This window comes from Pseudomonas sp. FSL R10-2189, assembly GCF_009600325.1.
Classification (GTDB): domain Bacteria; phylum Pseudomonadota; class Gammaproteobacteria; order Pseudomonadales; family Pseudomonadaceae; genus Aquipseudomonas; species Aquipseudomonas helleri.
In genome coordinates this window covers 22379-35448 of record NZ_WIVZ01000048.1, presented here as the reverse complement: position 1 = coordinate 35448, position 13070 = coordinate 22379, and the positions used below count along the sequence as shown (strand labels likewise).

Sequence of the window (13070 nt, the reverse complement as noted above, 5' to 3'; positions counted from 1 at the left end):
GTCCTGCCGGGTTACCCACTGCGCAAAACCTGCGTTCGGCCAGCGTGGTTTAATGGGGCCTTTTAGATCAAGATCAAGATCAAGATCAAAAGCAAGATCTAGATCAAAAGATCGCGAGCAAGCTCGCTCCTACAACTCAGGGTTTAGCCTTGACCTTCTCTGAGGGCCTGCGCACGCCCGCCACGATTTTGTCCACGGCCTTGGTGGCCGCGACCATGCCGAAGGTCGCGGTGACCATCATCACGGCGCCAAAACCGCCGGCGCAATCGAGCTTCACGCCATCGCCGACAAAGCTCTTCTGCAGGCAAATGCTGCCGTCAGGCTTGGGATAGCGCAGTTGCTCGGTGGAAAACACGCACGGCACGCTGTAGTGACGGGTTACCGTGCGCGAAAAGCCGTAATCGCGGCGCAAGGTAGAACGCACTTTCGAGGCCAGCGGGTCATTAAAAGTACGGTTCAAGTCGCAGACCTGAATCAGGGTCGGATCAATTTGTCCGCCCGCACCGCCCGTAGTGATGATCTGGATCTTGCGCCGCTTGCACCAGGCAATCAACGCCGCCTTGGCATTGACGCTGTCGATGCAGTCGATCACGCAGTCAATGTTCGGGGTGATGTACTCAGCCATGGTTTCGCGGGTCACGAAATCCGCCACCGCATGCACGGTGCACGCCGGGTTTATCTCGCGCAGGCGCTCAGCCATCACTTCGACTTTGTCCCGACCAATGGTCGAACTCAGTGCGTGCAACTGGCGGTTGCTGTTGCTGACGCACACGTCATCGAGGTCGAACAACGAGATTTCGCCGACGCCGCAGCGGGCAATGGCCTCGGCCGCCCACGAGCCGACACCGCCCACGCCCACAATTGCCACGTGCGCTGCACGCAGTCGTTCCAGGCCTTGCAGCCCATATAACCGGGCGACGCCGGCAAACCGTGGATCTTCTGTACTCATGACCAACACCCCAAAAACCGGCGCGCATTATAGGGGGCATGCGGGCCGTTGAGTATCTTTACCAAGCTCTATGCGACCAACACTGCTTTAATAACCCACGAGTTAACAAGACAAGAGCTACAAGCAACAAAGAAAGAACTTAAGAGTGCTCTGGCTGCCCAATGCGCGACCTGATTCCGTGTGCTGTACGGTGGGTCAGAGCGCAGTGTAGGATGCGCGCCGTTTGGCACTTGCCGACCGATCTTCGTTCCACTCCCTTTGGAACCCGAAAACGTTATGTCATCGCGTAAATTTGGACTCAACCTGGTGGTCGTGCTGGCCATCGCTGCCCTCTTCACAGGCTTCTGGGCGCTGATTAACCGCCCGGTATCCGCCCCCAACTGGCCTGATCAGATCTCCGGCTTTTCGTACTCGCCGTTTCAACAAGGCCAGTACCCGCAGAAAGACCAGTACCCGACCGACGATGAAATGCGTCGCGATCTGGAAATCATCAGCAAGCTGACCGACAACATTCGTACCTACTCGGTCGACGGCACCTTGGGCGACATTCCCAAGCTGGCGGAAGAGTTCGGTCTGCGGGTGACCCTCGGCATCTGGATCAGCCCTGACCTGGAACGCAATGAGCGCGAAATTCAAAAAGCCATCGAACTGGCCAATAATTCGCGCAGCGTCGTACGGGTCGTGGTCGGTAACGAAGCGCTGTTTCGCGAAGAGATAACCCCCGAAGACCTCGCCGTGCTGCTGGACCGGGTGCGCGCCGCAGTTAAAGTCCCGGTGACCACGTCTGAGCAATGGCACATTTGGGAGAAATACCCGCAACTGGCCAAGCACGTTGACCTGATCGCCGCGCACATCCTGCCGTACTGGGAATTTATCCCGGTCGACAAGGCCGGCCAGTTTGTTCTGGACCGCGCCCGCGACCTGAAAAAGCTCTTCCCGAAAAAACCGCTGCTGCTCTCCGAGGTCGGATGGCCGAGCAACGGCCGCATGCGCGGTGGCGCCGATGCGTCACCGGCTGACCAGGCCATTTACCTGCGTACGCTGGTCAATAACCTGAACCGTCGCGGCTACAACTACTTCGTGATCGAAGCCTTCGACCAGCCGTGGAAGGCCAGCGATGAAGGTTCGGTCGGCGCGTACTGGGGTGTATACAACGCCGCCCGCCAGCAAAAATTCAACTTTGAAGGCCCGGTGGTTGCGATTCCGCAGTGGCGCGTACTGGCCATTGGTTCGGTGGTAATGGGCTTGCTGTCGCTGGCCTTGCTGCTGATCGACGGCTCGGCCCTGCGTCAACGTGGCCGTACCTTCCTGACCTTCACTGCGTTCCTGTGTGGTTCGGCGCTGGTGTGGATCGGCTACGACTACAGCCAGCAATACAGCACCTGGTTCAGCCTGACGGTGGGCTTCCTGCTCGGGCTGGGCGCGCTCGGGGTGTTTATTGTGCTGCTCACCGAGGCCCATGAACTGGCTGAAGCGGTCTGGATTCGCAAGCGTCGACGTGAGTTTTTACCGGTCGAAAGCGACGATGCCTACCGACCGAAAGTCTCGATTCATGTGCCCTGTTACAACGAGCCGCCCGAGATGGTTAAACAGACGCTTAACGCGCTGGCCAACCTCGACTATCCGGACTTCGAAGTGTTGCTGATCGACAACAACACCAAAGACCCGGCGGTGTGGGAACCGGTGCGTGACTACTGCGCCACCCTCGGCCCGCGCTTCAAGTTTTTCCATGTGGCTCCGCTGGCCGGCTTCAAAGGCGGCGCGCTGAACTACTTGATCCCGCATACTGCGCCAGACGCCGAAGTGATCGCGGTCATCGACTCCGATTACTGCGTCGATCGCAACTGGCTCAAGCACATGGTGCCGCACTTTGCCGACCCGAAAATCGCCATCGTGCAGTCGCCGCAAGACTACCGCGACCACAGTGAAAGCACCTTCAAGAAGCTCTGCTACTCGGAATACAAAGGCTTCTTCCACATTGGCATGGTGACCCGCAACGACCGTGACGCGATCATTCAGCACGGCACCATGACCATGACCCGTCGCTCGGTACTTGAAGAACTGGGCTGGGCTGACTGGTGCATCTGTGAAGACGCCGAGCTGGGCCTGCGGGTGTTCGAAAAAGGCTATTCCGCAGCCTATTCCCACAACAGCTACGGCAAGGGGCTGATGCCCGATACCTTTATCGACTTCAAGAAACAGCGCTTCCGCTGGGCCTATGGGGCGATTCAGATCATCAAGCGTCACGCGTCGAGCCTGCTGCTGGGCAAAAACACCGAGCTGACCCGTGGCCAGCGTTATCACTTCCTCGCGGGCTGGTTACCGTGGGTGGCTGACGGCATGAATATTTTCTTCACCGTGGGCGCCCTGCTGTGGTCGGCGGCGATGATTATTGTGCCGACGCGGGTTGACCCGCCGTTACTGATTTTCGCCATCCCGCCGTTGGCGCTGTTTGTGTTCAAGGTCGGCAAGATCATCTTCCTGTACCGCCGCGCCGTGGGGGTCAACCTCAAGGACGCATTTGCCGCAGCCCTGGCAGGCCTGGCGTTGTCGCACACCATCGCCAAAGCGGTGCTGTACGGCTTCTTCACCACCAGCATTCCGTTCTTCCGCACGCCTAAAAACGCCGACAATCACGGCTTTTGGGTGGCCATTTCGGAAGCCCGCGAAGAAGTCTTCATCATGTTGTTGCTGTGGGGTGCAGCGCTCGGGATCTTCCTGGTCCAGGGCCTGCCGAGCAACGACATGCGCTTCTGGGTGGTGATGCTGATGGTGCAATCGCTGCCGTATCTGGCGGCGCTGATCATGGCCTTCACCTCGTCCCTGCCCAAGCCTGTTGAGGCCGAGCAGGAGCAACCCGCGGCATAAATTGCACGCAACCTCTAAACGGCGGCCTCTGGCCGCCGTTTTGCTTTAAGATAACCGCCCTTTTGTGCCGTGCCGCCCGCACTTGTCCCGCTTCGGAGTCCCTATCATGACGGCCCATGCCGACCTTTCGCCGACCCTGCAACTTGCCTGCGATCTGATTCGTCGCCCTTCTGTGACGCCGATCGACGCCGACTGCCAGAAGCTGATGATGCAACGCTTGGGCGATGCCGGCTTCAAGCTGGAACCGATGCGCATCGAAGACGTTGATAACTTCTGGGCCACCCACGGCAACCACGAAGGCCCGGTGCTGTGCTTCGCTGGCCATACCGATGTGGTACCGACCGGCCCGGTGCACGCCTGGCAGAATGACCCGTTTGACGCAGTGATCGACGAACACGGCATGCTCTGCGGACGCGGCGCCGCCGACATGAAGGGCAGCCTCGCGGCCATGCTGGTCGCCGCTGAGCGCTTTGTTGCGGACTACCCGGACCACAAGGGTTCGGTTGCGTTTCTGATCACCAGCGACGAAGAAGGCCCGGCCCACCACGGCACCAAGGCGGTGGTCGAGCGTTTTGCCGCACGTAATGAGCGTCTGGACTGGTGCATCGTTGGCGAACCGTCGAGCACTACCCTGGTCGGTGACGTAGTGAAAAACGGCCGTCGCGGCTCGCTGGGCGCCAAACTCACCGTTCGCGGTGTTCAGGGCCACGTTGCCTACCCGCACCTGGCCAAGAACCCGATCCACCTGGCGGCACCGGCACTGGCTGAACTGGCCGCCGAGCACTGGGACGACGGCAACGCGTTCTTCCCGCCGACCAGCTTCCAGATCTCCAACCTCAACTCGGGCACCGGCGCGACCAACGTGATCCCCGGTGATCTGGTGGCGGTTTTCAACTTCCGCTTCTCTACCGAGTCCACCGTTGAAGGCTTGCAGCAACGCGTCGCTGATATCCTCGACAAGCACGACCTGGACTGGCACATCGAGTGGGCGCTGTCTGGCTTGCCGTTCCTGACCGAGCCGGGCGCCCTGCTGGACGCCGTATCGTCGAGCATCAAACAGGTCACCGGCCGCGAAACCAAAGCCTCCACCAGCGGTGGCACCTCGGACGGGCGTTTTATCGCCACCCTGGGCACGCAAGTGGTTGAACTGGGGCCGGTCAACGCGACCATCCACCAGGTCAACGAGCGGGTACTGGCCAGCGATCTCGACGTGCTGACCGAGATTTACTACCACACCCTGATCAAGTTGCTCGCCTGATGCTTGCTTGCCCTATTTGCGCAGCGCCGCTGGCGGCGCTCGACAATGGCGTGACCTGCCCCGCAGGCCATCGCTTTGACCGTGCCCGCCAAGGTTATTTGAACCTGTTGCCGGTGCAGCACAAAAACAGCCGCGACCCTGGTGACAACCAGGCCATGGTTGAAGCCCGCCGCGATTTCCTCAACGCAGGCCACTATGCGCCCGTCGCCAAGCGCTTGGCTGAACTGGCCGCCGAGCGCGCCCCGCAGCGCTGGCTCGACATCGGCTGTGGCGAAGGCTACTACACCGCGCAGATCGCCGACGCCTTGCCGAATGCCGACGGTTACGCCCTCGACATTTCCCGTGAAGCGGTCAAGCGCGCCTGTAAGCGCAACCCGAACCTGAGCTGGCTGGTCGCCAGCATGGCGCGGGTGCCGATGGCTGATGCCAGCTGCCAGTTCCTTGCCAGTGTGTTCAGCCCGCTCGACTGGCTCGAAGCCAAGCGCTTGCTCAGCCCCGGCGGCGGTTTGATGCGCGTAGGCCCGACCCGCGGCCATCTGATGGAGCTGCGTGAGCGGCTCTACGACGAGGTGCGCGACTATAGCGACGACAAACACTTGGCCCTAGTGCCGGACGGCATGCAGTTGCAACACAGTGAAACACTGGAGTTCACCTTAAGCCTGAGCGAGCCCCAGGACCGCGCCAACTTGTTGGCTATGACCCCGCACGGCTGGCGCGCCAGCGCCGAACGCCGGGCACAGGTCATCGAAGACCCGCAGCCTTTAAAGGTGACGGTGTCCATGCGTTACGATTTTTTCGTGCTTCAATAACCCTTTTAAGGCCTGCCACCCCAGCGGCAGGCCCGACGAATCCGCGAATGGATTTTTCAGACACGCAGTGAGGACCATCCATGCGCCAGCCCGATATTGAGATTTACCTGAAAGAAGCGGTCACCTACAAAGAAGTCGCCGACTGGCTGTCCACGGTGCTGGGCGAGTGCTCGGAGTGGAAGCAAAAAGGCCAGGTATGGAAATGCACCGCCGGCAAGGTTCCAGTGACCTGGATGCCAAAGGCCGTGGGCAAGTGGAACAGCCTGTACCTGGAAAGCGACCAAACGCCATGGGAAGACGACATCGCCTGCGCCCGTGATGCCTTCAAGGCATTGAATGTAGAAGTCCGTTGCGCGCCGGGCACCTGGGTTGAAGAAGACGGCGAAGAAGACGCTGACCGCTGGATCCGCGTCAGCGCAGACGGCGAAGAAGAAATCACCTGGCGCACCGGTTCCTGATCCATACCGTAATCCCCTGTAGGAGCGAGCTTGCCTCGCGATCTTTTTAAAGGTTCAAAAGATCGCGAGGCAAGCTCGCTCCTACACGTTTTTCGGGGTTACAGCCCTACCACGTCTTCTGCCTGAAACCCTTTGTTACCGGCCACACGGGTGTATTCAACCTGCTGGCCTTCGGTCAAGGAGCGATGGCCTTCACCGCGAATCGCGCGGTAATGCACAAACACATCACCCTCGCTTTCACTCTGGATAAAACCGTAGCCTTTGGCGTCGTTGAACCATTTCACATTGCCAGTCAAACGTGTGCTCATAGATCTTTCCCCCTTTTTATTTTTTGAATGGGCGCATTGGTTAGCCCGCCAAGAACTTTTACTCGAACTTAACTTTCCAAGACCTTGTCTTACGCCATAAGGCGAAAGAGGGTCGAGTATATGTCAGCGCGAAGAACACTCAATCAATATTAGTTCGCTGCTTTTTTGCCGATTTTCCAGAGATACGGCACACTACCAACCCGAGTAAACACTCGTTTTAATCCACTAACGCAGAAGCCGTATGACCCGCTCCCCATTCCACCGTCTCGTCTTTGGCGCCCTGCGTCGCTTGCTGTACCTGTGGGTGCGTTCGGAGACTATTAACCAGTCCTCCCTGGCGCTGAGCCTGGACCGCAGCCGGCCGGTGTTCTACGTCCTGCAATCGCCGTCGATCACTGAACTGGCGGTGGTCGATGCCGAGTGCACCAAAGTGGGTCTGCCACGCCCGGTGTTGCCCGTTGCCGTCGGGGCCATGACTGAACCCGCTGCGTTCTTTTACCTGACCCCCGAGCCCGATTGGCTCGGTCGTCAGGACAAACGCGGCGCGCCGCCCACGTTGACCCGTCTGGTCGATGGCTTGACCCACAACCCGACTGAAGATGCACAAATCATTCCGGTCAGCGTGTTCTGGGGCCAATCGCCTGACAGCGAGTCCAGCCCATGGAAGCTGCTGTTTGCCGACAGCTGGGCGGTGACCGGGCGTCTACGCCGGCTGTTACGCATTTTGATTCTGGGCCGCAAAACCCGTGTGCAGTTCTCTGCGCCGATCCATTTGCGCGAGCTGATCGACCTCAACAAAGGCCACGAGCGCACCGTGCGCATGGCCCAACGCATTTTGCGTGTGCATTTTCGTAACCTTAAAATCTCCACCATCGGCCCCGATCTCTCACACCGGCGCACGCTGGTCAAAGGCCTGGTCAATGAGCCTGCGGTTCGTCAGGCCATTCTCGATGAGGCCCAACGCGAGAATATCTCCCCGGAAAAAGCCAAGGCCCAGGCCCTGCGCTACGCCAATGAAATAGCCTCGGACTACACCTACACCGCCATCCGCTTCTTTGAAGTGATCCTGAGCTGGTTCTGGAACAAGATTTACGACGGCGTCAAAGTCAACGACATCAAAGGCGTGCAAGACGTCGCGCAAGGCCACGAGATCATCTACGTGCCGTGCCACCGCAGCCACATTGACTACCTGCTGCTGTCCTACCTGCTGTTTCGCAACGGCCTGACCCCGCCGCACATTGCCGCCGGGATCAACCTCAACATGCCGGTGATCGGCCCGCTGCTACGGCGCGGCGGGGCGTTTTTCATGCGCCGCACGTTCAAGGGCAACCCGCTGTACACCTCGGTGTTTAACGAATACATGCACACCCTGTTCACCAAAGGCTTCCCGGTGGAGTACTTCGTGGAAGGCGGGCGTTCGCGCACCGGGCGCATGCTGCAACCCAAAACCGGGATGCTGGCCATTACCCTGCGCAGCTTCTTGCGCTCTTCACGCACCCCCATCGTTTTTGTCCCGGTGTACATCGGCTACGAGCGCGTGCTCGAAGGTCGCACGTACCTGGGCGAACTGCGCGGTGCGAGCAAGAAAAAAGAATCGATTTTCGACATCTTCAAAGTCATCGGCGCCCTGAAACAGAAATTTGGCCAGGTGGCGGTCAACTTTGGCGAGCCGATCAAACTGGCGGAGTTTCTCGACCAGGAACAACCCGACTGGCGCAAGCAAGAGCTGGCACCGCTGTACCGGCCTGACTGGTTGAATGCCACCACCAACCGCCTGGGTGAAAAAGTCGCCCGGCACCTCAACGAAGCGGCGGCGATCAACCCGGTCAACCTGGTGGCGCTGGCATTGTTGTCGACCAGCAAACTGGCGCTCGACGACCGGGCGATGGCGCGGGTGCTGGACCTGTACCTGGCGTTGCTGCGGCGTGTGCCTTACTCGCCGCACACCACCCTGCCCGAGGGCGATGGCCAGGCCTTGATCGAACACGTCAAAGCCATGGACCTGCTGTCTGAGCAAAGCGACGCGCTGGGCAAAATCCTCTATCTGGATGAGCAGAACGCGGTACTGATGACGTACTACCGCAACAACGTGCTGCACATCTTTGCCCTGCCCGCCTTGCTGGCCAGCTTCTTCCAGAGCTCGTCACGCATGACCCGCGAGCAAATCCTGCGCTACACCCGCGCGCTGTACCCGTACCTGCAGTCGGAGCTGTTTATCCGCTGGTCACTGGACGAGCTCGACGGTGTGATTGATCAATGGCTGGAAGCCTTTGTCGAGCAAGGTTTGCTGCGTTTCGAAAACGACATTTACCTGCGCCCGGCCCCCAGCTCACGGCACTTTGTGCTGCTGACGCTGCTGTCCAAAAGCATTGCGCAAACCCTGCAGCGCTTCTACATGGCCATCTCGCTGCTGCTTAACAGCGGCCAGAACACCTTGAGCAGTGAAGAACTGGAAGACCTGTGCACGATGATGGCCCAGCGCCTGTCGATCCTGCACGGGCTCAACGCGCCCGAGTTTTTCGACAAGAGCCTGTTCCGTCACTTTATCGAGACATTGCTGGAGCAAGACGTGCTGCGCCGCGATGCCAACGGCAAGCTGAGCTATCGTGAAGTGCTGGGTGAACTGGCCGAAGGCGCGGCTAAACGCGTGCTGCCGCCTGAGATTCGCCTGTCGATCCGCCAGGTGGCACTGCATCGCAGTGAAGATGCACAAGACCAACCCCCACCGTCGCTCGAAAAAACGCCTTAACCAAGAACACCCGGCCACTCATGCAGTGATTGGCCGGGTGTGCACATCGGCGACTTTATTCTTTTAGCCCTTTGGAAACTGCCATGAAAAAGATCCTTTTACTCAGCCTCACGGCCTTGCTCGGAGCCTGCAGCTCGATGAACTCCACCCCGCAAGCCACCCTCGACGGTGAAGTGTTTTACCTGCAACGCATCGCCCTGCCGCCCACCGCCACCCTTGAAGTGAGCCTGCAGGACGTGTCGCTGGCCGACGCCCCGGCCGTGACCCTGGCCAAGCAAAGCGGCACCATCAAAGGCCAGGTGCCACTGCCGTTCCACCTCACTTACAACCCGGCAGACGTCAAGCCTGGGCACACTTATGCAGTGAGCGCGCGGATTGAAGAAGACGGCAAATTGCTGTTTATCAGTACCGAACGCAACAGCGTTGACCTGAATGCCAAAACCCTGCAACCGATTCGCTTGCGCGTCGATCAGGTGCGTTAAGCAACTAATTGCTTATTCCCCTGTGGGAGCGGGCTTGCTCGCGATGGCAGCAACGCGGACATGCAGAACCCCGCACCGCCAGCATCGCGAGCAAGCCCGCTCCCACAGGTTCTTTAGCGCTCACTCAGGCTTTTTCACCCTGAACCACGCGGCATACAGCGCTGGCAAGAACAGCAGCGTCAAAGCCGTGGCCACGATCAGGCCGCCCATGATCGCCACCGCCATCGGGCCGAAGAACACGCTGCGTGACAGCGGAATCATCGCCAGCACCGCCGCCAGAGCGGTCAGCACAATCGGCCGGAACCGCCGCACTGTCGCTTCAATAATCGCCTGCCACGGGGCCAGCCCCGCCGCCTTGTCCTGCTCGATCTGGTCCACAAGGATCACCGAGTTACGCATGATCATCCCCGACAATGCGATGGTGCCGAGCATCGCCACAAAGCCAAAGGGCTTGTTAAACACCAGCAAAAACAGGGTTACGCCGATCAACCCCAGCGGCGCGGTCAAAAACACCATCGCCATGCGCGAGAAGCTGCGCAGTTGCACCATCAGCAACGTCAGCACCACCACAATAAACAGCGGCACGCCTGCTTTCACCGAGTCCTGGCCGCGTGTGGAGTCTTCCACGGTGCCGCCCACTTCCAGCAAATAGCCATCCGGCAGTTCAGCGCGAACCCCTTCCAGGGTCGGCAAAATCTGCTGCACCAAGGTGGCCGGTTGCTCCTTGCCGTAGATGTCAGCGCGCACGGTGACCGTCGGCAAGCGGTTGCGGTGCCAGATAATGCCTTCTTCAAAGCCATATTCCAGCGTCGCGATTTGCGACAGGGCAACACTCTGGCCATTGTCGGTGGGCACCGACAAACTCGGCAGCAACGACAACTCGGTCCGCTCCTGAGGGGTGCCGCGCAGCAGGATTTCGATCAACTCGTTGTCTTCGCGGTACTGGCTGACGGTCGAGCCCAGCAAGGTGCTTTGCAGAAACCGCGACAGGTTGGCGGTACTCACGCCCAGCGCCCGCGCCCGGTCCTGATCAACATTGAGGTACACCACCTTGCTCGGCTCTTCCCAGTCCAGGTGCACGTTCACCACGTGCGGGTTTTCGCGCACCTTGGCCGCCGCTTTACGCGCCAGCGCCCGGACTTCTTCGATGTGTTCGCCGGTCACCCGGAACTGCACCGGATACCCCACAGGCGGGCCGTTTTCCAGACGGGTGACCCGCGCACGCACCGTGGGGAACTGCTCGTTCAGGGTATCGATCAGCCAGGTGCGCAGGCTTTCGCGGTCTTCAATGGTCTTGGCCAGCACCACAAACTGGGCAAAGCTGGCGGCCGGCAACTGCTGGTCCAGCGGCAAGTAAAAGCGCGGCGAACCGGTGCCCGCGTAGGCCACGTAGTTCTCGATGCCGGGGTGATCCTTGAGCAGGTTTTCCAGGCGTTTGACCTGCTCCGTGGTGTTGCTCAGCGAAGCCCCTTCGGTCAGCTTCAGGTCGACCATCAGTTCAAAGCGGCTGGAGGCCGGGAAGAACTGCTGCGGGACAAACTTGAACAGCACCACCGAGCCCAAAAACAGCAGCACGGTCAGCGCGATCACGGTTTTGCGGCGGCGTACGCACCACTCCACCAAACGTCGAATGCGCTGATAAAACGGTGTGCCGTACGGATCCGGGGCACCCGCGCCGGTACCGTGTTTGGCGGCATGCAGCTTGGCCAGATCCGGCAACAGCAACGCGCCCAGATACGGCACGAACACCACGGCAGCGATCCACGAGGCTAGCAGCGCGATGGTGACGACCTGGAAAATCGAGCGGGTGTATTCCCCAGTGCTCGACTGCGCCATGGCAATCGGCAAAAAGCCCGCCGCCGTGATCAGCGTGCCGGTGAGCATGGGGAACGCGGTGCTGGTCCAGGCAAAGCTCGCCGCCTTGAGCCGGTCGTAGCCCTGCTCCATCTTGATCGCCATCATTTCAACGGCAATGATCGCATCGTCCACCAGCAGGCCCAGCGCCAGCACCAACGCGCCCAGCGAAATCTTGTGCAGGCCGATGCCGAAGTAGTGCATGGTGGCGAATGTCATCGCCAGCACCAGCGGGATGGTCAGGGCCACCACCATGCCGGTGCGCACGCCCAGCGAGAAGAAACTCACCAGCAACACGATCGCCAAGGCCTCCACCAGCACCTGGACAAACTCGCCGACGCTGGTTTTTACCGCAGCGGGCTGATCCGACACCTTGGCCAGTTTCATGCCGGCCGGGAGGTTGCGTTGCAGGCGCTCAAATTCGACTTCCAGGGCTTTGCCCAGCACCAGAATGTCGCCGCCGTCCTTCATCGCCACGGCCAGGCCGATAGCGTCCTGCCCCATAAAACGCATGCGCGGTGCCGGTGGATCATTGAACCCACGGCGCACATCGGCCACGTCGCTGATGCGCAACGTGCGCTCACCCACGCGAATCGGGAAACGCTCGATCTCTTCAACGGTTTTGAAATTACCGCTGACGCGCAATTGCACGCGCTCGGTCGGGGTCTCAAAAAAACCTGCGGTCGATACCGCGTTCTGTTCTTGAAGGGCTTGTTGCACGGCCGCCAACGGCAAGCCCAGGGTCGCCAGTTTCAGGTTGGACAGCTCGATCCAGATCTTTTCATCTTGCAGGCCGAGCAACTCCACCTTGCCCACATCCTTAACCCGTTGCAGCTGGATCTGGATGCGGTCGGCGTAGTCCTTGAGCACCGCGTAGTCGTAACCTTCGCCACTCAGGCTGTAGATATTGCCGAAGGTGGTGCCGAATTCATCGTTGAAAAATGGCCCCTGCACGTCAGGCGGCAAGGTATGGCGAATGTCGCTGATTTTTTTGCGCACCTGATACCACAGGTCCGGGATGTGCGAAGAGTCCATGGAGTCGCGGGCCATAAAGGTCACTTGCGACTCGCCAGGCCGGGAAAACGAAACAATGCGCTCGTATTCGCCGGTCTCCATCAGCTTCTTTTCGATGCGCTCGGTGACCTGACGCGACACTTCTTCGGCGGTCGCACCCGGCCACAAGGTACGAATGACCATGGCCTTGAAGGTGAACGGCGGGTCTTCGCTTTGTCCTAACTTGGTGTAGGAAAGCGCACCAACTACAGCCAGCAACAGCATCAAGAACAGCACGATCTGGCGGTTGCGCAGCGCCCAGGCGGAAAGGTTGAAGCCCAT

The 13070-nt window shown here is 59.9% G+C and carries 9 protein-coding genes; 6 read left to right on the top strand and 3 right to left on the bottom strand.

The features are described 5' to 3' along the window. Positions 1-136: 136 nt before the first annotated feature. Positions 137-949 carry a tRNA cyclic N6-threonylcarbamoyladenosine(37) synthase TcdA gene (gene tcdA / locus GHO32_RS23785; RefSeq protein WP_153335864.1) on the bottom strand — a complete coding sequence of 271 codons (813 nt, stop codon included), beginning with the start codon at positions 947-949 and terminating at the stop codon, positions 137-139. A 276-nt stretch (positions 950-1225) separates the two neighbouring features. Between tcdA and GHO32_RS23780 the strand changes: the two genes are divergently transcribed. The 4 genes from GHO32_RS23780 to GHO32_RS23765 all read left to right on the top strand — a co-directional run bounded on the left by GHO32_RS23780 (position 1226) and on the right by GHO32_RS23765 (position 6342). Continuing rightward, a complete protein-coding gene (locus GHO32_RS23780; RefSeq protein ID WP_153335865.1) occupies positions 1226-3817 on the top strand; it encodes a glycosyltransferase in 2592 nt (863 codons plus the stop codon). Between the two features lie 106 nt (positions 3818-3923). Beyond that, a complete protein-coding gene (dapE, locus tag GHO32_RS23775; RefSeq protein ID WP_153335866.1) occupies positions 3924-5075 on the top strand; it encodes a succinyl-diaminopimelate desuccinylase in 1152 nt (383 codons plus the stop codon). After that, positions 5075-5884: a putative RNA methyltransferase gene (locus GHO32_RS23770; RefSeq protein ID WP_153335867.1), complete on the top strand. Its 810-nt coding sequence runs from the start codon at positions 5075-5077 to the stop codon at positions 5882-5884. The genes dapE and GHO32_RS23770 overlap by 1 nt, the downstream gene beginning before the upstream one ends. A gap of 80 nt (positions 5885-5964) precedes the next feature. Next, on the top strand, positions 5965-6342 hold the full coding sequence (locus tag GHO32_RS23765) for a hypothetical protein (RefSeq protein ID WP_123749716.1): 378 nt from the start codon (positions 5965-5967) through the stop codon (positions 6340-6342). Between the two features lie 98 nt (positions 6343-6440). Here GHO32_RS23765 and GHO32_RS23760 read toward each other — a convergent pair whose 3' ends face one another. Continuing rightward, positions 6441-6650: a cold-shock protein gene (locus GHO32_RS23760; RefSeq protein WP_048385582.1), complete on the bottom strand. Its 210-nt coding sequence runs from the start codon at positions 6648-6650 to the stop codon at positions 6441-6443. A 241-nt stretch (positions 6651-6891) separates the two neighbouring features. Here GHO32_RS23760 and plsB point away from each other — a divergent pair, with 241 nt between their 5' ends. Both plsB and GHO32_RS23750 read left to right on the top strand, forming a co-directional pair. After that, positions 6892-9399: a glycerol-3-phosphate 1-O-acyltransferase PlsB gene (plsB, locus tag GHO32_RS23755; protein ID WP_153335868.1), complete on the top strand. Its 2508-nt coding sequence runs from the start codon at positions 6892-6894 to the stop codon at positions 9397-9399. Positions 9400-9482: 83 nt separating this feature from the next. Beyond that, positions 9483-9881, top strand: a complete 399-nt coding sequence (locus tag GHO32_RS23750) for a YbaY family lipoprotein (RefSeq protein ID WP_153335869.1) — start codon at positions 9483-9485, stop codon at positions 9879-9881. Between the two features lie 120 nt (positions 9882-10001). On the opposite strand, the gene GHO32_RS23745 is transcribed toward GHO32_RS23750, so the two are convergent. Further along, on the bottom strand, positions 10002-13070 hold the full coding sequence (locus GHO32_RS23745) for an efflux RND transporter permease subunit (protein WP_153335870.1): 3069 nt from the start codon (positions 13068-13070) through the stop codon (positions 10002-10004).